Below are 21,034 nucleotides of genomic sequence, written 5' to 3' on the forward strand. Positions count from 1 at the left end.
TTTGTACGCGATATAAAGTCAATAAAAAAGCCACTCTCAAGTGACTGACTTCTTTATTGAATCAAATGAAGAGGGGAATCTTAGCTAAATTCACCTACTGAGCGTTCTTTTGCCCATTCTCGTAAAATAAATTTTTGTAATTTACCTGTTGATGTTTTTGGAATATCCCCAATTACTACATCTTTAGGTACTTTGAATCGTGCTAAGTGTTGCTTACAAAACTCAATTACATCTTCAGGTGTAGTTTCAGCACCTTGTTTAAGTTCAATAAAAGCACATGGAACTTCTTGCCAACGTGGATCAGGTTTTGCAACTACAGCAGCAGTCATAATGGCAGGATGGGTATAAAGTACTTCTTCGACTTCAAGGGATGAAATATTTTCACCACCTGAAATAATAATATCTTTTGAGCGATCCATGATTTTTGCATAGCCATCAGGTTGGCAAACAGCAAGATCACCTGTATGAAACCATCCACCTTTAAAGGCATCTTCAGTGGCTTGGGTATTTTTTAAATAACCTTTCATTACAATGTTACCACGGAACATGATTTCTCCCATGGTTGTGCCATCATTGGGAACGGGTTGCATGGTTTCAGGATCAAGTACACGCATACCATCTTGTAGCGGATATGGGACACCCTGACGTGAGTGCAATTGGGCTTGCTCTTGAATGGAAAGCTCACTCCAACCTGCTTGTGAAGCACAAAGTGCAGATGGACCATAGGTTTCAGTTAAGCCATAAACATGATTCACTTGTACACCAATATGATGCATGCCTTCAATAATTGCCGCAGGAGGTGCTGCACCCGCAACCATTACTTCTACACGATGATTAAATTTAATTTGTTGTGCTTTTGGTGTGTTGATCAGCATAGAAAGTACAATAGGTGCACCGCAGAAATAATCAACTTTGTGTTGATCAATCAATTGATAAACAAGTATAGGATCGACTTTTCGTAAGCAAATATTGGTACCGCCATTCGCAGCAATTGTCCAAGCAAAACACCAACCATTACAATGGAAGAGTGGGAGTGTCCATAGATATTTACAGCGTGGGGTCATTCCACAGGCAATAATATTACTTGCAGCATTAATATACGCACCACGATGGTGATAGACCACGCCTTTTGGATTACCCGTTGTACCTGATGTGTAGTTCAGGCTAATCGCATCCCATTCATCATTAGGCAACTTCCATTCAAAATTTTCATCACCTGCTTGGAGCCAATCTTCATATTGAATCTGACCAATGCTGATTGCTGTTGCATGATTTTCATATTCAACATCAACAACATCAATCACGAAAATTTCTTGTGAAACTAGAGCTAGTGCTTCTTGAGCTACCGCTGCAAATTCAGGATCGACCAGCAAAACTTTAGATTCTGCATGCTCAATCATAAATGCAAGCGTTTTTGCATCAAGGCGAGTGTTGAGTGTATTGAGTACTGCACCTGCCATGGGTACAGCAAAATGTGCTTCAATCATGGCTGGAATATTGGGCAATAAAACTGAAACAGTATCATTTTTACCAATCCCCAATTTTTGCAATTGATCTGCAAATTGGCGACAGCGCGTATAAGTATCGCGCCATGAAATACGGCGCTCACCATGAATAATCGCATCCTGATATGGATAAATGTATGCAGCACGTTCTAAATAACGCAAAGGCGATAATGCAACAAAATTTGCTGCCGTGCGAGGTAATTCATCGTAAGCACTAACCATGTTCAACTCCATCTATATTTATTGTATTTCCATGTTTAAAAGATATGCATTCTTTGATGCGAATGCATTTATTCTTTAGTCGGGTGTATCTTTTATGTTGAAATAATGAGAGATTTTATGTGTAATAAAATATCAGGTTTTATATTTTAAGTTTATGATATTTATGGTTATTATTTGTATTTAATAAGTTGGTTAATGATGTCGATTGATCATGGTTTAAAAAACTGAACTAAGCAGTTTAGTTTTTTTATAATTTAATGGTGCTTCTCCCGTCCATTTTTTAAATGCCCGTCTAAATTCACGTAGTTCACTAAAACCCAATTGCGTACTAATGTCAGTAATAGAGCAGTTTTTATTCATTAATTGCATTGCTTTATCTTGTAAAACCTCTTGACGAATACTCTGAAAATTTAGACCTTCAATCAGTAGAATTCGGCGTAGTTGTCGTTCGCTGATCTTAAAAAGTTGTGCAATGTGCTCCATATTTAAGCGTTCAGGTAAATGTTGTTCAATGAGATGATAAATTTTTTGATGGTAATCAGCTTGATTCATCTTTTGAAAAGAAGCATAAGTTTGCTCGCAAATTTGAATCGCTGCCATATAGTTTGCAGGGCTGTGACTATTTAAGGGATGACTTAGAATATTGGCATCAAAACGAATACAGTTTCGAGCTGCATTGAAGCTGATCGGACAGTTAAAAATATCTTGATAAAGCGAAATATTCTCAGGGGCTGCATAACTTAACTCAATGCTCAGTAAACTCTTGTGCTCCCCAATCATGCTTTTTAAAAAAGTGGTAATACTTGCAAGCACTTCATCACAGAAAAAAGGCAGAAGAAAAGCATTGGGCTGTCGTTCGGTAACAGTCAGTTCTAAAATTTGATGGTTAATTTGAACGTGTAAATCGAGTGCGCTTCCTGAAATAGGATGGTAATGCAGGCCAAGGTTTAATGCCTCTTCAATATTTCTACATGAGCGCATGGTAAAGCCTAAAATTCCCATTGAAATTAATGCTTCATTACTACCAATCAGTAAACCTAGAGGTAATTTGGGGTCATGGTGCTCTACCGCACGTTGAATGATGTGACTGATGGTTTGGAAATCAAGGAAACCTTCACCTTGGCGAAGTTGATTAAGATGAATATCTAGCCCATCAAACCATGAAGAATAATCGAGTTGATGTTGTTCAGCATAATGAATTAAGCCTGAAATGAGTGTAGGAGGCATGAAATGTGTTTGATTTCTATGTAGATGATGATATGGCATGTGTCCGATTTGCCCCCTATTTTTATGATAGTTTCCCCTATTGTATATTGCATAAATCTGCTTAACTTTCAATCAGGATTTATGGGTTTAAAATATCAGGGATGGTCTATGTATCATGTGGGTTGGAATAAACAAGAAATAAAAATTGAGCCAACAGGTTATGCAATGTTTGGTTATGGTATGTGGACGCATCGTGCAACAACAAAAAGAACCGCACTTTATGCACGAAGTTTTAGTATTCAAGATGCATCTGGGCAGCGTTTATTATTGTGTTGTGTAGATTTGGGCTGCATTACTTATGCGATGCGTCAAGGGGTAGTGCAGCAATTACAACAACAATTGGGAACAGCATTTCAAGAGAGCTATTTCGCTTTGATGGCAACACATACACATTCAGCACCCGGTGGTTGCGGTTTTGAGGCTTTATATAATATGCCAACACCAGGATTTGTTCCTGAGTATTTACAAGCGATAGTGAATTCGATTGTTGAGAGTGTTGTTCAAGCGATTGCATCTGCACAAGATACTGAAATTCGTATGACATCTACGGCATTTTTGCCTGAAACTCCTGTGGCATGGAATCGTTCATTGCAGGCATATAACCGAAATACAGATGTTGAACAAAAAACTGAGCAGCAAACCCATTTAGCTATTCAACGTGAAATGCAATTACTCGGGTTTTATCGGCAAGGAAAATTACAATCGTTCATTTCGTTCTTTGGTGTGCATGCGACTTGTTTAGGTAATACCTTAAATGCCCACGATGGTGACAATAAAGGTTATGCCGCTGCATTTGCAGAACAGCAATTACTGCAATTGACTCAATCTGATGATGCTATAGCTATTTTTGCACAGGCGACAGCGGGGGATGTATCCCCACATTTTCATGGTAAAAATCAGTTAAAAATTCGTCAAAAAATTAAAGGCGAGCAAGAATATTTATATGCCCAGAAAAATGGACAATATCAGGCAGAACAAGCCCTTCAAGCTCTAAATGTTGAAAATACACAACTTATTGAGGGAGGTATTGATGCAATCCTAATGTATAGCGATTTGGCTAATGTTGAAATTTCATCTGAGTTTGCATTTGGACAATTGGGGCAGAAAACGAGTCAGCCGTGTCACGGTGTCCCTTTTTTTGCAGGAACACCAGTGGATGGTTTGGGTGCGCCAAAAGCGATTATTTATATCATGCATCTTGCTTCTAAAGCATTGCGTATAAAGCGTTTAAAAAATACAACCTCTGCTGAATATGAAAAGCACAAAGCGCTGTATGCATCGCAAGGGGTGAAAAATATTGTGATTGAAGCAGGTGATCATCGGCTTTTAGGGAAATCTTTGGATGTTGTTCCAAGTATTTTTGATCCTGTAATTGCTGAGATGAATCGTCAATATAAAGCAGGAGCAATTAAAGAAAGTTTATTGGTTCCACAGGTTATTCCTTTACAAATAATAAAAATTGGGCGACTTAGTCTGATTTGTTGTGCGGGTGAAATTACTACAGTGGCAGGTGCTCGTTTAGTACAAACAGTGAAACACCAATTATCGACTTCGGTAGATCAGGTTTGGTTGGCATCGTATTGTAATGATTATATGGGCTATATCACGACGTATGAGGAATATCAGCAACAAGCCTATGAGGGTGGTCATACTTTATATGGTCAATGGACACATGCAGCATTTCAGACAGTTTATCAACAACTTGCTCAGCAATTTAATATACCTCAAGAGCAACGGCACTATGATGCAGTCACTCGCCCAAAAGACGTAATCAAAGCTGAATTAGACTTACGCACCAATCGGGGTAATTCTAAAACAGCCGTCACTCAAAATTGATATCAAGATGAATAAGCAAAGCCATCCGCAATATCCACATCATAGGAAAATAAGGGCTAAGGAGTAGCCAATGAGCATATTAAAAAAATATACATGGAACAATTGGTCGGGATTTCAAACATCAAATCCACAGCAAATTTTTAAACCGCACAATATTGATAAACTCAAAATCATTGTCCGAGATCATGACAAAATTCGTGTCGCAGGGGCAAGCCATTCATTCACGCCTTTAGTGGCAACAGATGCAACTTTATTGTCACTTGATCACTTATCAGGTGTAGAACATGTTGAACAAGAACAATGCACAGCAACAATATTAGCAGGGACTCGACTGTATGATTTAGATCAATTTTTACAGCCACTGAATCAATCGCTGATGCAACAAGGCGATATTGATCAGCAAAGTTTAGCTGGTGCCGTGTCAACAGGAACACACGGTACAGGCGCAGATTTGTATTGTATTTCAGGTTATGTAGAGCAGTTTGAATTGCTCACAGCATCGGGTGAATTGTTGCAATGCAGTCCTACGGAAAATAGCGATATTTTTAATGCAGGACGAGTATCACTCGGCAGTCTAGGGATTTTGACCAAAATTACTATGCAAAATAAGCCACGTTATAAACTCAAAGAGCATGTGAAACTCTGTCCTGTGACCGATATGCTGACGAATATTCAACAATGGAAAACCGAGCATCGGCATATTGAATGTTTTGTCTTTTCACACAATGCTCAACTCATGTTGAAAACTTTGGATATGACTGATGAGGAAATTCAACCTCGCAAAGAATCTTGGCCATCGGAAGATGGTTTACTGACGATGTGTTCTGAAATAAGTAAAGCCTTTCCATCGGCTAATCCGTATTTGCAAAAATTATTAGGTGTCTTTGTAAAACCGACGACTTTTATTGATTGGTCGAGTCAGATTTTTCCAACACCACGCAATACACGTTTTAATGAAATGGAATATCAAATTCCTGTCGATCAAGGTTTAGCGTGTTTGCAAGAAATTTTAGTGGTGATGCGAAAGCATAAAGTACAGACTTTTTTCCCTTTAGAATTTCGCTTTGTGAAAGGTGATGATATTTGGTTGAGTCCTTTTTATCAGCAAGATTCGATCTCCATTTCAGTGCATCAATACTATAAACAAGATCCATATTTGCTATTCAATGTTATTGAGCCGATATTACGTAAGTATCAAGGGCGACCACATTGGGGCAAAATGCATACGCTAAATCATCAACAATTACGTGAACTATATCCTAAATGGGGTGATTTTATGCAGATTCGTGAACAGCTTGATCCAAGTAAAAAGTTTTTAAATCCATATTTACAAAAGCTATTTTATAGTCAATAACTGTTAAAGAAAATTATAGAAAATAACGAGGGAAATGAAATGGTTAAAAATGCTCAAGCACATGACTTTTTTCAACAATTAAATCAGGATTTGCGTCATTCAGCATTCGGTTTACCTCGTTTAATTCTAGATGAGGATCAACTTAAACGAAATATACAGCATGCAGAGCAACAGCTACATAAAAATAAGCATTTAAAACCACGTTTGGTAGTGAAGTCTTTAGCGAGTTTACAACTTCTGCAAACTGTCGCTACACATTTTCAAACACAACGCTTTATGGTATTTCATTTACCGCAAATTTTACCCATTTTAGAAAGCTTTAGCTCGGCAGATGTATTGATGGGGAAGCCTATGCCTGCAAGTACTGTTGAATATTTTTATCTGAGATTTACATCTTGGAATACTTCAAATATTCAATGGCTTGTCGATACACCACAGCGTTTAATTGCTTATTTGGATATCGCAAGGCGTTATGCTGTACGGTTACAGATCAATATTGAAATTGATGTGGGATTACACAGAGGGGGAGTATCAAGTACACAAGAATTGGTTGCACTGTTGAAAATCATAGAAGCACATCCTGAACAGCTTAAATTCAGTGGTCTAATGGGCTACGATGCACATGTGACCAAACTACCTTCTATTATCAAAAAAGCCGATGTGGCATATGCTGAATCACAGCAAATTTATCAACATTTTATAGAAATTATTCAAGCACAATTTCCGCAGCTTTGGCATGAGGAACTTTGTTTAAATGGTGGTGGTAGTCCAAGTTTTAATTTTCACGTGAAACAAAGTGTCTGTAATGATCTATCTTTTGGTTCAATGTTACTCAAACCAAGTGATTTTGACAGTACACATTTAGAAGCGTTAAAGCCCGCCTTATGGATTGCTAGTCCAGTGCTAAAAGTGCTTGAAAATACAGAATTACCAGGAATGCCATTACTGAATAAATTACCTCATAAAGATAAGGCTTTATTTATTTATGGTGGATATTGGATGGCAGATTATGTTTATCCGAAAGGAGCGCATCCACATTTGTTGTACGGACGAAGTTCTAATCAAGAGTTAGTGAATGTTTCAAAAACGACTCAAATTGATGTCGATGATTATGTTTTTTTAAGACCAACGCAAAGTGAAGCAATTATTCCGCAATTTTCTCAGCTTTATTGTTATAAAAATAATGTTTTTGAAGCATGGGAAACTTTTAGAGAGTAATTGTTATCATTGAGGCGAAACATATTTAGAGATGACTTCAATCGATTTTTTTAAGAATAGCTAAGGGTAAGATGTAGCTAATGGTTTATCAAACTGCATTAAAGGTGTAAAATTCTACGGACTTTAATTTTGTTCCACCGATTTTATCTTTTGAGCTCGTCTCGATCATAATCTCGCGGTGACATGCTCCATGGTACGGGGCATCACTCCTTAAGGATTTTTTATGCCTATTATCACATTGCCAAATGGCGATCAAAAAAGTTTTGACCAAGCTGTTTCTGTTATGGAAGTAGCACAGAGTATTGGACCTGGTCTTGCAAAAAATACAGTTGCAGGAAAAGTAAATGGTCGTTTGGTTGATGCAAGTGACCTCATTACCGAAGATGCTACGCTTGAAATTATTACACCTAAAAATCAAGAAGGTGTGGAAATCATTCGTCATTCATGTGCTCACTTGGTAGGTCATGCAGTAAAACAACTTTTCCCAGAAGCTAAAATGGTGATTGGTCCTGTCATTGAAGAAGGTTTCTACTATGATATTTGGATGCCACGCCCATTTACTTTAGATGACATGGCTGCAATCGAAGAGCGTATGAAAAAGCTCATCGATCAAGATTATGACGTTATCAAAAAAATGACTCCTCGTGACGAAGTGATTGCAGAATTCACAGCACGTGGTGAAGAATACAAATTACGCTTGATTGCCGACATGCCTGAAGAAACACAAATGGGCTTGTACTACCATCAAGATTATTTAGATATGTGCCGTGGTCCGCACGTTCCAAATACTAAATTCTTAAAATCATTCAAACTCACTAAAATCTCTGGTGCTTACTGGCGTGGTGATGCGAAGAATGAGCAACTACAACGTATTTACGGTACAGCTTGGGCAGATAAGAAAGAATTAGCTGCATATGTAAAACGTATTGAAGAAGCTGAAAAGCGTGACCATCGTAAAATTGGTAAAGCTTTAGACTTGTTCCATATGCAAGAAGAAGCACCAGGTATGGTGTTCTGGCATCCAAATGGTTGGACAATTTACCAAGTACTTGAACAGTACATGCGTAAAATTCAGCAAGACAATGGCTATCAAGAGATTAAAACTCCACAAATCGTAGACTTTACGTTGTGGGAAAAATCAGGTCATGCTGCAAATTATGCAGACAACATGTTTACGACACATTCTGAAAGCCGTAATTATGCGGTTAAACCGATGAACTGCCCATGTCACGTTCAAGTGTTTAACCAAGGTTTGAAGTCTTACCGTGATCTTCCAATTCGTTTAGCTGAGTTTGGTTCATGTCACCGTAACGAACCATCGGGTTCACTACACGGCATTATGCGTGTACGTGGCTTTACTCAAGACGATGCGCATATCTTCTGTACGACTGAACAAATTGGTAAAGAAGTTGCAGATTTTATTGCATTAACTTTGGATGTCTACAAAGATTTTGGTTTTGAAGATGTACAAATGAAATTGTCGACACGTCCTGAAAAACGTGTGGGTGATGATAAACTTTGGGATGTTGCTGAAAAATCACTTGAAGATGCATTAAATGCAGCAGGTTTAGATTGGGAGCTTCAACCAGGTGAAGGTGCATTCTATGGTCCAAAAATTGAATTTTCACTTAAAGACAGCTTAGGTCGTGTTTGGCAATGTGGTACAATTCAGTGTGACTTCAACTTACCATTACGCTTAGATGCATCTTATGTAACTGAAGATAACGATCGTGACCACCCTGTGATGTTGCATCGTGCAATTCTTGGCAGTTTTGAGCGTTTTATTGGTATACTGATTGAACATTACGCAGGATTCATGCCACCTTGGTTATCACCAATGCAAGCATGTGTCATGAATATTACCGATTCTCAAGCGGTTGCATGCGAGTCAGTGGTCGCAAAACTCAAAGAAAATGGAATTCGAGCAATTTCAGACTTGAGAAATGAGAAAATCGGCTTTAAGATTCGTGAGCGTACTTTAGAACGTATTCCATACTTATTGGTTCTTGGTGATCGTGAAGTAGAAGAAGGTACTGTAAATGTTCGTACCCGTTCTGGACAAAATTTAGGGACTATGTCAGTTGATGCATTTATTGACCTAGTGAAAGTAGCCGTAGCCGAACGTGGCCGGTATATTGTGGAGTAAGAAAGATTAAACAGCCTGACCGTAACCAACAACAAGGTGCTAAAAGCAATCGCCCTGCATTAAATGATGAGATTAAGGCTAAAGAAGTCCGTCTTGTTGCCGCAGATGGTGAACAAAAAGGTATCGTTTCACTTGCTGAAGCGCTACGTGCTGCTGAAGAAGTAGATCTTGACCTTGTTGAGATTGTGGCAAATGCAGAACCACCTGTTTGTAAAATCATGGATTTCAACAAACATTTATTTGATCTGAAGCAAAAACAGAAAGATGCTAAAAAGAAACAGCATCAGGTTCAGGTCAAAGAGATTAAGTTGCGTCCAGGTACTGACATTGGTGACTACAATATCAAGCTGCGTGCTATTCTTCGTTTCTTAGAAGAAGGTAATAAAGTCAAAATTACTTTACGTTTCCGTGGTCGTGAAATGGCTCACCAACAAATCGGCTTAGCTCAATTGCAAAAAATTGAAGCTGATGTTGCTGAGTTTGGTATCGTTGAGCAATCACCAAAAATGGAAGGTCGTCAAATGGGTATGTTACTTGGTCCTAAAAAGAAAAAGTAATCGCTCTTTGATTTAAAAAAAAGCACTGCATAAGCAGTGCTTTTTTTATTGCTTTTATTTTACTTCAGGTGAAGCAAGTTGTTGTGTTACTTTTCGGCTAATTGGAATATGCCGAGGTAACTTCTCTTCAGGAATAATACGTTTCAATTCTATTTTTAACAAACCATGATCATAGTCTGCTCGTTGTACTTCAATATGTTCATCTAAGCGTAAAGATAGTTTAAATGAACGATCAGAAATACCTTTGTGTAAAAATTCAACCGTCGTATCTGACTTTTCTTCAGTTGCTTTACCTGTAATAGTGAGCACTTGGTTTTCAAGATTGATCTCAATTTGATCTTCAGTAAAACCTGCTGTAGCCACAACTATACGATAGTTATTGTCACCCGTTTTTTCAATATTATATAGCGGATAATTTGATACTTCACTTTGCATAGCATAATCGAACAAGTCATTGAGTCGGTCAAAACCAATACTACGACGGAATAATGGGCTGAGACTTAAATTGCTCATTGATAGAACCTCCTAAAATTAGCAAAGTTGTATAAATAATATTTTTGTCTCTGCATTTGCAGAACCTACAGCAATTATTGCTGTACTTTAAATATAGGAATGCTTTTTTAGATTTCAAGAAAAAAATCAAAAAAAAATTTTTCTTAAGGGTAGGTTGTTAAGTGGAAGGATTAATTAGAATAAATTCTACTGTTTATTGTAATGAAACATGCTATAACTAGCGATAAAGTTCAATAATGTGATGTAAAAAACGATAAAGGCAAAAGGTAACCAACATGATTGATTTGTATTATTGGGGTACACCCAATGGTCATAAAATTACGATTGCTTTAGAAGAAATGGGGCTTGAATATCAAATATTTCCCATCAATATTTTAGAGAATGATCAATTTCAACCTGATTTTTTACGGATTTCTCCAAACAATAAAATTCCTGCAATCGTTGATCAAAATGGTCCCAATGGTGAACCGATTTCTGTGTTTGAATCGGGTGCAATTTTACAATATTTAGGTCGTAAAACAGGTTTGTATTATCCTGAAAATGAACAAGACCGTGTTGAAGTTGAACAGTGGTTAATGTGGCAAATGGGTGGTTTTGGACCTATGCTTGGGCAGAATCATCATTTTGGAAAATTCGCCAAAGAACAAATACCATATGCGATTGATCGCTATGTGACTGAAACAAAAAGACTCTATGCTGTGCTGAATAAACAATTGATTGGTCAAAAAAATGTAGCAGGGGAATACTCGATTGCGGATATGGCAATTCTTCCTTGGGTACTACGTCATGAATGGCAACAGATTGATCTTGATGATTATCCTTATGTGAAAGAATATGTCGAGCGTTTAACGGCACGTCCTGCGGTGCAAAGAGCATTATCCATAAAAGTTTAGTAAATATTTTGTGTTAAGATTAAAAACCACTTTGAGTGGTTTTTTCTTTTTTAGATTCATGATGATTGATTGATCGGTAGGTATTGGTGATGAAAGATTTCTTTTTAAATTTTACGAAAATTTTAGAAACCAATTCAAAAATTTATTGGAGTATTATTGCTGGTATTGTTGCCTGCTTAATTTTATATATTGCTGAAATTATTCATATTCAAAGTGTTTATCCACATATTTCATCACAAGATCCAACGATAGTTCGTACTATCCTTGACTCAATTGCACAGCGTTATCAATGGGTGCGGATCGGAGCGATTCTAATTGCATTGATTGCTTCAAATGTTCAGTATCGTAAAACGAAAAAAATGCTCAACTTATGATGTGTAGATAACAATGTTGGATAAGGAAATGAAGATGACGTAAATATTTTTTCGACATTTCTTTATTTCCTTTGAATGCTTAATCTTTACAGTAAGTTTTTATCGTTTTTACAATACCAACGCGGTATTTGAGTATTTTGGGCTCTTTATTTTTCTCTTAAGAGCATTTTATGCTTAATTTTTTATTTCACTTACATTTCATTTTTATCTTGTTGTTTTTGAAATATAAATTTAAATAAAAAAGTTGAGCCTATTAATAAAGTATTTTTTCATAAAGATTTATACCGAAATTAATACCACAAAATTTTTTGCCACCATGATTTCTCTTGTATTTTAGGAATAATGACAACAAAGGGCTGTTCTACATTGAAATCAGATGCGATACCATTTTTCGTATAGGGTTTAAATTGCGCTTTATGGACTTGTTCTGTCACATACTGATCGAGTTGACTCAATCCTGAACTTTTAAGAATATAGATACTTTTAATTATTCCTTCTGAATTAGCGTTTATTCTGACAGTAAGCTCATAATTTCCTGTGGGAAAGTTAAATAAGTCATGGTTTTTTAAATGCGGTTTTTGCAACCACTGAACTTGTTCATATGTGACAATTTCAGCTTTTTGAGAGTATTCATTGGCTATGCTTGATGCTGATAAAGCGACTAAAAGTATGGTTAAGAAAATTATTTTATACATTTTGAGGATAATCTCTTTTGTTTTATGTCCTTATGATCTCAAAAAAGTAAGTTGATTACGATGGCTTATTTCTTATTATTCCTTTCTGCTTTTGGTGCAGCAACTTTACTTCCTTTGCAATCTGAAGCCATATTGGTTGGGCTTTTGTGGCAAGACCACTATTCTGTTGCTTTATTATTGATTTGTGCATCTGTTGGAAATATTTTAGGTTCATGTGTGAATTGGTTTTTAGGTTTACGCATTGAGCGTTTTAAAGATCGAAAATGGTTTCCTATTTCAGAAAAGAATATGCTGAAAGCTGCTGTGATTTATCAAAAATATGGCTTTTGGTCATTATTGCTGAGTTGGACTCCGATTATTGGTGATCCGATTACGCTAATTGCAGGTTTATTCAAAGAAAATTTTTGGCGTTTTTTATTGATTATTGCTGTAGCAAAAACAGGTAGATATATATTTATCTACCTGATATTTTTAGGCATTTTTTAAAGTGATTTGTTTTTAATGACAATCATCCATTTTGAACTGAATTTCATCTTTTAACGTATGCTTTTTATACATCCATAGCGTTGATGCAGTGCGTTTTAACTCAACTTTACTGTTTGAAAGGGCATTGTAAACAGCTTGATCAATCGCATTTACACCTGAAAGTTTTTTCAATTTAACTTGCGTTACTTCACCTTGCTTATTGACCTTAAATTTAAATTTCACAGTACGATCTTTAAATTTTAAAAGAGTTTGATCTAGGCTTAAGCTCGGTTGTTGCGAGTATTTAAATGCTGTTGATTTATCTTTGGACTGCCTATGCCAAACTTCTGAGTTGAAACTATATTTACATATAGCATTACTTTGAGTTTGATCAGTCGCATCTTTTAAACGAAGCGTAAATGTTTGATAACCCACGATAGATTTTTTATTGCCATTTTCTTGATGTGGTTTAACTTCAGCTTGTTCTACTGCGCGAATCAGTTTTTGATCGAGTGCTTTAACACCTGTACTTTCTTGAATATCAGCATCAGTGACATGACCTTGTTTATTGGCTTTTACACGAATAATTGCAGAACGATTTTGTCCTGAGAGCTCTGAGCTGTTGTATTGAATGCGTGGAAATTGAGTCCATTCAATACGTGTTGTGAGATGTGTAGACTCAGCCGTAATGGTTTCAGGTTCAAGTTTTTGTAACTGACTTGAGTCTGTTGCATGTGCCAAGCTAAAAGCACTGCTTATAGATAAAAGCGTAAGTTGAATGAGTTTTTTCATGTTGATATTCACAGAGCACAGACCGATGCAAAACATGTCAGGTTTAAAATGCCGTCAAGTATTTCCTTAAATGAGAATGATCGCAATAGAAAATTATGTATTGCCAGTTTTTAATCATTATTTTACACATGAGTTGACAGTACACCTTAAAGATCTTTATCGGGGTGTTCAGCTTGAGTAATATCAAGTTTAAATAAGTCAGAAGTCTTCATCCAACTTAAAACGACAACAGCAATGGTCATACAACCACCAAAAACTGTAGCGGCAATTGTTCCCATGTATTTTGCTGCAAGTCCCGATTCAAAAGCCCCAAGTTCATTGCTACTCGATACAAACATACCATTCACAGCAGCCACACGACCTCGCATATTTTCAGGCGGATAAATCTGTAAAATGGTTTGACGAACAACCACTGAAATACTATCGCAAGCGCCAGTCATGGCTAAGGCAAATAAAGATAACCAAAGATAATTTGAGAATGCAAAAATGAGGGTAAAGACGCCAAATCCAGCAACAGCGAGGAGCATATTACGCCATGCATGATGTGTAGGTGGAAATTTGGTTAGCGCAATCATGGTGACCAATGCACCAATAGAGGGAGCTGCACGTAAATAGCCTAAACCTTCAGGCCCAATTTTTAAAATATCTTCAGCAAAAATAGGCAATAAGGAAATCACACCACCAAACAGAACTGAAACTAAATCAAGAGAAATTGCCCAAAGAACAATTTTAGTTTTCCAAATAAACCGAAAGCCTTCACTTAAACTGTCTTTTAAATTGCTGTGTTCTATAGGCGGGAACATACGTTTAGAAAGCAAAGAAATTAAAATAAAACAAACACTCAATAAGACTGCAACAGACAGCAGGCTTGTTTCACGTCCAATTCCTGCAAGCATGAAACCACCCAGCATTGGACCAATGATTACGCCACTTTGCCAACCAATGGTTGTCCATGTTGCCCCATTGGCATACAGTTCACGAGGGATTAAAAAAGGCTTTAAAGAAGTCGCGGAAGGATTGTAAAAACCACGAATGGTACCCAAGCCAAAAATTACTGCATAGATACCTAAAGAGAGGGTACTTACAGCAATTTGCCCATGATCGAACTGATGAAACAGCCACCATAAAATTAAAGGCATGGGAACGGCGAAAAATAGACAAATTCTCATAATCATTTGTTTATTAAATTTATCTGCGAAATAGCCACCCCAAAGAGACAAAGCAATAAAGGGGACGGCTTCAGCAAGTCCAATGAAACCAAGTGTTAATGGGTCTTTAGTAATTTGATACAAAGAATAAGCAACAATTATTTCTTGGATCAAAATTGCAAGCGTCAGACAAAATTGATTGATTGTAACAATCGAAAAATCACGATAACGAAGTGCGGCAAAAGCGTCATGTGCAGTGTTCATATTGGTCTTGTTTTATCATGATGTGACGATTATAAAGATTTTATTATATTTGGCTTAACATATTCCTGAATTTAAGATCGGAAATTACGCTAAACAAATGTTGAATGGCATCATGTTTCGCTTTTGTTTTAAGCAAAGATCCTTTAGAATATCTGCTCCCTTACCTGCAGGTCGTCATCGCAATGGTGCGAACGTTCCGAACAGGTGTTCAAAAGAGGTTGTTATGCCTAAGATGAAAACTCGCCGTGGTGCAGCTAAACGCTTTAAAGCGACTGCTAACGGTTTCAAGCGTAAACAAGCGTTCAAACGCCACATTTTGACCAAAAAATCTGCTAAGCGTATTCGTCAATTACGCGGCTGTGTAATGGTTCACGTGAGTGACGTTGCTTCAGTTCGCCGTATGTGCCCATACATCTAAGGAGATTTATAAATGGCTCGTGTAAAACGTGGTGTACAGGCGCATCGTCGTCATAAAAAAATTCTTGCTCGTGCTAAAGGTTACTATGGCGCTCGCTCACGTGTTTATCGCGTAGCGTTCCAAGCAGTAATCAAAGCGGGTCAATATGCTTACCGTGACCGTCGTCAAAAGAAACGTCAATTCCGCGCTTTGTGGATTGCACGTATCAATGCTGGTGCTCGTCAAAATGGTTTGTCGTACAGCCGTATGATCGATGGCTTGAAAAAAGCTCAAGTGATCATCGACCGTCGCGTACTTGCTGACATCGCTATGCATGACTCAGTTGCATTTGCTGCTTTAGCTGAAAAAGCTAAAGGCGCATTAGCTGCTTAATCATCTTTGATGATTAAAAAAGACCGCTTTTTAGCGGTCTTTTTTATTTTGGTATCTCAATCCTATATTGATTCTGGAAATTTCTCAGTATGAGCTTCTCCCAGACGCCCTAAATACTGCACATGTTTACCTTTAATCCATACAAAATATCCAATACATCCAGCAAGGTAAGTGAGTTCTTTGAATTGTGGATACATAACTTGTCCAGATTGAGCACCTGCAATTGCCTGTTTGATTTTCTGTAGATCAAAATGTAGTGTAATTTCAGCAATTTCAGCAATTTCAGCAATTTCAGTAATTTCAGTAATTTCAGTAATTTCAGCCTTGAAGGAATGACGGATAAATTTACCATTGGGGAAATAATATGTGGTTTCGCCACAACGATAATCGACAAAATAGGATTCAATACCAATAGCGATTAATTGCTGAATAGCATCACCGAAATGAATTTCACCTGTATTAGATTTTGTGAAAACAGATTGTATGGTATGAAGTTGAATCTGGCTGAAGTCTTTCATTTGAATTGCTCTATATTATGTTGATTTTATATGGATACTATTTGTTTTAAATGACTATAGGAGACAGTTGAATGCGTAAACAATACCATTTTCGCAAAGTCGGTGATAACACTTATATCTGGGATGTACATCGTTTGGTTGAATTAACGCAAGACCTGTCTGTAAAATCAGTTTTATTGACTGAAATTCAAGAACTTCATGAAGCTTATTGGTTTCCTCAAGGTTCTCCAACGACACAGCAAATTATTGAACATATTCAACTCATTCAGGATGCGGATCTTAGTTACCCAATTATTTTATGTATAGATGGGCGTGTGATGGATGGTATACATCGAGTAGCAAAAGCTCAATTGCAAAAAGATACTCATATTCATGCAGTACGTTTTAAGCATATGCCTGAGCCTGATTTTATCAATGTTGATGAAGATGATTTGGATTATGATGAATAGAAGTGAGAATGTTTGAGTAAAAATTACACAATATTAACAGTAAAAGGTTATCACTTTAATACGTACTCGCATACATTAGAGATAACATAAAAATAATCGTGCTAGGAAAAAACATGCGTGTAGACATTCATGGCGTACAGCAGGGCACAATTGAAGTGGAACTAATGCTCTTGCCTCGCATTGGTGAAACCATAAGGGTGATGTATGGTGCGGATGCAGAGGTCACAGGTGAGGTGATAGGGTTAGAGCATTACATTAATCAACATGCTAATGATCATAGTGTTATTTTAACAATTCGCCCAATTATTTAATGTGAATCGTATTAAGTTGTTTTAAATCAAATAAAAGTAGCTAAAATGGGCTCCTTTTTTATGTGTATATATTTATAAAAATGATGAAAAGAATAAATGTTATTGGGACATCGGCATCTGGAAAAACCACATTTTCTAGAAAATTGGCAGAAAGATTAAATTTAACTCATATCGAATTAGATAATTTATTGTGGTTAGATGATTGGCAGGAAACTCCTGATTTTGAATTTTTTCAGAAAATTGAACAAGCTATCGCTTTTGCTGATATGGATCCGACGAAACAGGGGTATGTGATTGATGGAAATTATAGTCGTACAACACATTTGACTTGGAAGGCAAGCGACACTGTAATTTGGCTTGATTTACCATTTTATCTCAATTTATTTCAGTCTTTACATCGTGCATTTGGTCGGGCACTGAGCCAAAAACCATTTTGGGAAAATTCAAATAATACTGAAAGTTTTTCCCGAATGTTTACACGTGATTCTATTGTTTTATGGATGATTAAAACCTATAAAAAGAACCGAAAAAAGTATATTGATAAAATGAATGATCCTCAATTTGTGCATGTTCAATTTATTCATATTACAACGAGAAAGCAGATGAGACAGTTTTTAGAAAATTTGAAATGATGTAAAACGAGATGAATTGAAGGCGAGATGAATTAAGGGTGAAAGATGGGTGATATTCAATTTTTAAAAGAATTGCAGGAAAACGTTCGCAAAGGGCAACAATATAAATATCTATACTTTTGGGGACATACGCAAAAAGTACAAGATCTGATTGATAAAAGCTGTTTTAGTCAGTGGTTTCCTACAAAATTTGAGGTTAAAGGTGTGCAATATCAAAATACAGAACAGTATATGATGGCACAAAAGGCAAAACTTTTTGCGGATGAAAAAATTTTCCAAAAGATATTACAAACAGAGAATCCTGATAGGATTAAGGTACTTGGGCGACAGGTTGAAAATTATGAGGATGATGTTTGGAAGAAACATCGCTATGCGATTGTCGTCGACGGAAATTTAGCAAAATTTTCTCAGAATGAAAAATTAAAACAATTTTTATATAGTACCCATGAGCGTGTATTGGTTGAAGCCTCTCCAGTTGACAAAATTTGGGGCATTGGCTTGGCTGCGAATCATGAACATGTCCAAAATCCGTTGTTGTGGGATGGATTGAATTTATTAGGTTTTGCCTTAATGGATGTTAGAAAGCAACTCTTTTAATTTCAGTTGCTCTCTTATTGCTATTAGCGAATGTAAGATAAAATTACAAACCAAAATAGTAGGCGCAGACGCAAATAATAATCGTCAATAAAATTAAAGGAATAACTCCATATTTTGCTGATTTAACTTCAAGGTGAGCACTGGATTTTGGTGAAACTTTTGGTTTCGATGAATCCGAATCAAATGGAGAGGTAATTTCTTTGGGTGTTAAACGTGCAGTTTTATAGTGATTGGCAACTTTCACAATAAACTTCGCCATTAAATCATCTAATTTTTGCGAAAAATGTCGTAAATTCAATTGCTCATCGGGTGTGAATACAGTGCCATCCTCATGATAAGGGTGTTGGATTTTTTGTGTAATAAATAGTGATAATGCATCTAAGCGATGCAAACTTTCATGTGCATAATCAGCCTGATAATCGGTAGGTAATAGTGACATTTTTACATTGTTTGGATTAAAGCTTGTAGGACTTAGAGAGGCTTGAGTTGAATGATCTTCGCTTGTTTGCACTTGTTTTGAAGTCGATGTCGATGAATTAGAGCCACTAAAAGGTAAATGTAAATTGGCAGGTGGTGTGAAATCTTGAGCAAATTTACTATTAAAAAGCTCATTGTCTGTATATGCCTGAATATCATCCCAATTTGGTTGTATTAAATCTTGTTCTACACGTTTGATGAGTTTGCTATTTAGTTCAAAACGCCAAAGTGACTCGAAGCGGACATTGCTTCGTTGTGATGTGGGTACATCAAAATCATTGTCTGCTTGATACCATTCAGCTAGTTCTTTACCGAAAATCCATGCGGATTTTTTTTGTTTGTCATGGCTGACAATAAAATGTGTGATAGGTAAAAGTTCAACATTGCTATTCGGATTTTTTTCATCATTTAAAATAGATGAGTTGTGCAGACTGAGTTTGTATACGCCTTGCTTTTTTAAGCCCTCTAGCCAAATTTGAAAATGCTGTGCTAATAAATGTTGACTGATTAAATCTCGAAATGCAAAAGCATGCTGATTAAAAATGGCATGATCGACCCAATGGCTAAAACTCATATTTTGAGTGAGGTATTCATTGCCATAACTCACAAGCGTAAGTTGCTGTTTCCAAATTTGATCGAGTGCCATTCTTGTAAATCTCTATAATGAGATTGTTATTTTATACACTTTATAATTTAAATTTCTAGCACTGCAACGTAAATCTAGATGGAAAAAATGCGCTTAAGTTCTCAGGATGATTGAATATTTGTTGTCAGATTGAGAATGAGTGCTCAAAGTGGGGTGGTTCATCGGTATTTTCCTGTGTTCGGTCTTCATCCTATTGCATAAAAACTGTTAGAATAAAGGGTTATATTATTTTTTCTAAATTGTTGCTTTGAGAGTTACTATGTCATTGGAAGCCCTGACCACTGAAGCGCTCGCTGCGATTGCAGCAGCTCAAGACCTTGCGACACTCGATCAAGTTCGAGTGCAATTTACAGGGAAAAAAAGCCAACTTGCTGAGCAGTCAAAATCACTCGGTAAAATGGATCCTGAGCAACGTAAAGTCTTTGGTGCGCAAATTCACGCTGTGCGAGAAGCGATTACTGCTGCATTGACTGAACGCCAGACAGAATTACAAAAAGCAGCGTTAGAACAAAAACTTGCAAGTGAAATGATTGACATTACTTTGCCGGGTCGTGGTCAAACTGTGGGTAGTATCCACCCTGTAACTCAGGTTCAGGAGCGTATTTGCCAATTCTTTACCAAAGCAGGTTTTCTAGTTGCAACGGGTCCTGAAGTTGAAGATGACTATCATAATTTTGAAGCATTGAATATTCCAGGACACCATCCTGCACGTGCAATGCATGACACATTTTACTTTGATGTAAATCATTTATTACGTACGCATACTTCGGGTGTACAAATCCGTACCATGGAAACACAACAGCCACCAATTCGTATCGTGTGTCCAGGTCGTGTATATCGTAATGACTCGGATCAAACGCATTCACCAATGTTCCATCAAATCGAAGGTTTGTATGTTGCAGAAAAGACGAGCTTTGCTGAATTAAAAGGCTTACTTGTGAATCTACTCAATGAATTCTTCGAAAAAGATTTAAAAGTTCGTTTCCGCCCATCTTACTTCCCATTTACAGAGCCAAGTGCCGAAGTGGATATTATGGATGAACGTGGTAAATGGTTGGAAGTTTTAGGTTGCGGTATGGTGCATCCAAATGTACTACGTGCAGCAGGCATTGACCCTGAAAAATATACAGGTTTTGCTTTTGGTTTAGGTGTAGAGCGTTTTGCAATGTTGCGTTATGGCATCAATGACTTACGCATGTTCTACCAAAATGATGTGCGTTTCTTACGCCAGTTTGCTTAAACAGATTTTTTATTCATCTTCTCGTAATTATGAGAAAAGGATGAAACGAATTATTTTTTAGATTTTATAAATTCCCCTAAATCCCCTTTAAAAAAGGGGGACTTACATCCCTGAACTGGAGTAAGG

Annotated in this window: 23 protein-coding genes; 15 read left to right on the top strand and 8 right to left on the bottom strand. The window is 36.9% G+C overall.

The features are described 5' to 3' along the window. Window positions 1–80 precede the first annotated feature (80 nt). Together FW754_RS07295 and FW754_RS07300 are read right to left on the bottom strand one after the other, a co-directional pair. Window positions 81–1,727 (bottom strand): acyl-CoA synthetase, encoded by a 1,647-nt coding sequence (locus FW754_RS07295; protein ID WP_446324227.1) that lies wholly within the window; start codon window positions 1,725–1,727, stop codon window positions 81–83. A gap of 216 nt (window positions 1,728–1,943) precedes the next feature. Then, entirely contained in the window at window positions 1,944–2,993 is a 1,050-nt protein-coding gene (locus FW754_RS07300; protein ID WP_446324228.1) for an AraC family transcriptional regulator, read from the bottom strand. A 108-nt stretch (window positions 2,994–3,101) separates the two neighbouring features. Here FW754_RS07300 and FW754_RS07305 point away from each other — a divergent pair, with 108 nt between their 5' ends. The 5 genes from FW754_RS07305 to infC all read left to right on the top strand — a co-directional run bounded on the left by FW754_RS07305 (window position 3,102) and on the right by infC (window position 10,104). Then, the gene (locus tag FW754_RS07305; protein WP_446324252.1) at window positions 3,102–4,829 is read left to right on the top strand and encodes a neutral/alkaline non-lysosomal ceramidase N-terminal domain-containing protein; all 1,728 of its coding nucleotides are present in this window, start codon (window positions 3,102–3,104) and stop codon (window positions 4,827–4,829) included. Between the two features lie 70 nt (window positions 4,830–4,899). After that, window positions 4,900–6,183 (top strand): D-arabinono-1,4-lactone oxidase, encoded by a 1,284-nt coding sequence (locus FW754_RS07310; RefSeq protein WP_446324229.1) that lies wholly within the window; start codon window positions 4,900–4,902, stop codon window positions 6,181–6,183. Between the two features lie 39 nt (window positions 6,184–6,222). Continuing rightward, on the top strand, window positions 6,223–7,401 hold the full coding sequence (locus tag FW754_RS07315) for an alanine racemase (RefSeq protein WP_446324230.1): 1,179 nt from the start codon (window positions 6,223–6,225) through the stop codon (window positions 7,399–7,401). Between the two features lie 223 nt (window positions 7,402–7,624). After that, window positions 7,625–9,547, top strand: a complete 1,923-nt coding sequence (thrS, locus tag FW754_RS07320; protein ID WP_446324231.1) for a threonine--tRNA ligase — start codon at window positions 7,625–7,627, stop codon at window positions 9,545–9,547. 5 nt (window positions 9,548–9,552) lie between these two features. Beyond that, window positions 9,553–10,104: a translation initiation factor IF-3 gene (gene infC, locus FW754_RS07325; RefSeq protein ID WP_409510394.1), complete on the top strand. Its 552-nt coding sequence runs from the start codon at window positions 9,553–9,555 to the stop codon at window positions 10,102–10,104. 54 nt (window positions 10,105–10,158) lie between these two features. On the opposite strand, the gene FW754_RS07330 is transcribed toward infC, so the two are convergent. Next, window positions 10,159–10,617: an Hsp20 family protein gene (locus FW754_RS07330; RefSeq protein WP_409510352.1), complete on the bottom strand. Its 459-nt coding sequence runs from the start codon at window positions 10,615–10,617 to the stop codon at window positions 10,159–10,161. 275 nt (window positions 10,618–10,892) lie between these two features. Here FW754_RS07330 and FW754_RS07335 point away from each other — a divergent pair, with 275 nt between their 5' ends. Both FW754_RS07335 and FW754_RS07340 read left to right on the top strand, forming a co-directional pair. Next, window positions 10,893–11,510: a glutathione S-transferase N-terminal domain-containing protein gene (locus FW754_RS07335; protein ID WP_409510353.1), complete on the top strand. Its 618-nt coding sequence runs from the start codon at window positions 10,893–10,895 to the stop codon at window positions 11,508–11,510. A gap of 89 nt (window positions 11,511–11,599) precedes the next feature. Then, window positions 11,600–11,884 (top strand): hypothetical protein, encoded by a 285-nt coding sequence (locus FW754_RS07340; RefSeq protein WP_446324232.1) that lies wholly within the window; start codon window positions 11,600–11,602, stop codon window positions 11,882–11,884. Window positions 11,885–12,174: 290 nt separating this feature from the next. Here the strand turns inward: FW754_RS07340 and FW754_RS07345 are convergent, their stop codons facing one another. Continuing rightward, window positions 12,175–12,579 (bottom strand): TonB family protein, encoded by a 405-nt coding sequence (locus tag FW754_RS07345; protein WP_446324233.1) that lies wholly within the window; start codon window positions 12,577–12,579, stop codon window positions 12,175–12,177. A gap of 60 nt (window positions 12,580–12,639) precedes the next feature. Between FW754_RS07345 and FW754_RS07350 the strand changes: the two genes are divergently transcribed. Further along, on the top strand, window positions 12,640–13,065 hold the full coding sequence (locus FW754_RS07350) for a YqaA family protein (protein WP_446324234.1): 426 nt from the start codon (window positions 12,640–12,642) through the stop codon (window positions 13,063–13,065). A gap of 12 nt (window positions 13,066–13,077) precedes the next feature. On the opposite strand, the gene FW754_RS07355 is transcribed toward FW754_RS07350, so the two are convergent. Both FW754_RS07355 and FW754_RS07360 read right to left on the bottom strand, forming a co-directional pair. Continuing rightward, window positions 13,078–13,836: a TonB family protein gene (locus FW754_RS07355; protein WP_446324235.1), complete on the bottom strand. Its 759-nt coding sequence runs from the start codon at window positions 13,834–13,836 to the stop codon at window positions 13,078–13,080. A gap of 146 nt (window positions 13,837–13,982) precedes the next feature. Continuing rightward, the gene (locus FW754_RS07360; RefSeq protein WP_446324236.1) at window positions 13,983–15,248 is read right to left on the bottom strand and encodes an MFS transporter; all 1,266 of its coding nucleotides are present in this window, start codon (window positions 15,246–15,248) and stop codon (window positions 13,983–13,985) included. 223 nt (window positions 15,249–15,471) lie between these two features. On the opposite strand from FW754_RS07360, the gene rpmI reads away from it, so the two are divergent. Together rpmI and rplT are read left to right on the top strand one after the other, a co-directional pair. After that, window positions 15,472–15,666 carry a 50S ribosomal protein L35 gene (rpmI, locus tag FW754_RS07365; RefSeq protein ID WP_004278281.1) on the top strand — a complete coding sequence of 65 codons (195 nt, stop codon included), beginning with the start codon at window positions 15,472–15,474 and terminating at the stop codon, window positions 15,664–15,666. 12 nt (window positions 15,667–15,678) lie between these two features. Next, window positions 15,679–16,038, top strand: coding sequence for a 50S ribosomal protein L20 (gene rplT, locus FW754_RS07370; RefSeq protein ID WP_004723060.1), 360 nt, complete (start codon window positions 15,679–15,681; stop codon window positions 16,036–16,038). A 62-nt stretch (window positions 16,039–16,100) separates the two neighbouring features. On the opposite strand, the gene FW754_RS07375 is transcribed toward rplT, so the two are convergent. Continuing rightward, window positions 16,101–16,556, bottom strand: coding sequence for a DUF1398 domain-containing protein (locus FW754_RS07375; protein ID WP_446324237.1), 456 nt, complete (start codon window positions 16,554–16,556; stop codon window positions 16,101–16,103). Window positions 16,557–16,627: 71 nt separating this feature from the next. On the opposite strand from FW754_RS07375, the gene FW754_RS07380 reads away from it, so the two are divergent. The 4 genes from FW754_RS07380 (at window position 16,628) to FW754_RS07395 (ending at window position 18,545) form a co-directional block, all read left to right on the top strand. Beyond that, window positions 16,628–17,005, top strand: coding sequence for a hypothetical protein (locus FW754_RS07380; RefSeq protein ID WP_446324238.1), 378 nt, complete (start codon window positions 16,628–16,630; stop codon window positions 17,003–17,005). Between the two features lie 113 nt (window positions 17,006–17,118). Beyond that, complete coding sequence (locus FW754_RS07385) at window positions 17,119–17,316, top strand: hypothetical protein (RefSeq protein WP_419346050.1); 198 nt, start codon at window positions 17,119–17,121, stop codon at window positions 17,314–17,316. Between the two features lie 83 nt (window positions 17,317–17,399). Beyond that, complete coding sequence (locus tag FW754_RS07390; protein ID WP_419346140.1) at window positions 17,400–17,948, top strand: adenylate kinase; 549 nt, start codon at window positions 17,400–17,402, stop codon at window positions 17,946–17,948. Between the two features lie 45 nt (window positions 17,949–17,993). Next, on the top strand, window positions 17,994–18,545 hold the full coding sequence (locus tag FW754_RS07395) for an NADAR family protein (RefSeq protein ID WP_446324239.1): 552 nt from the start codon (window positions 17,994–17,996) through the stop codon (window positions 18,543–18,545). A 43-nt stretch (window positions 18,546–18,588) separates the two neighbouring features. Here FW754_RS07395 and FW754_RS07400 read toward each other — a convergent pair whose 3' ends face one another. After that, on the bottom strand, window positions 18,589–19,668 hold the full coding sequence (locus FW754_RS07400; RefSeq protein ID WP_446324240.1) for a hypothetical protein: 1,080 nt from the start codon (window positions 19,666–19,668) through the stop codon (window positions 18,589–18,591). A gap of 259 nt (window positions 19,669–19,927) precedes the next feature. Between FW754_RS07400 and pheS the strand changes: the two genes are divergently transcribed. Beyond that, window positions 19,928–20,908, top strand: a complete 981-nt coding sequence (gene pheS / locus FW754_RS07405; protein WP_419346047.1) for a phenylalanine--tRNA ligase subunit alpha — start codon at window positions 19,928–19,930, stop codon at window positions 20,906–20,908. Window positions 20,909–21,034: the final 126 nt, after the last annotated feature.

The sequence above is a fragment of the Acinetobacter sp. 1207_04 genome (assembly GCF_052850415.1).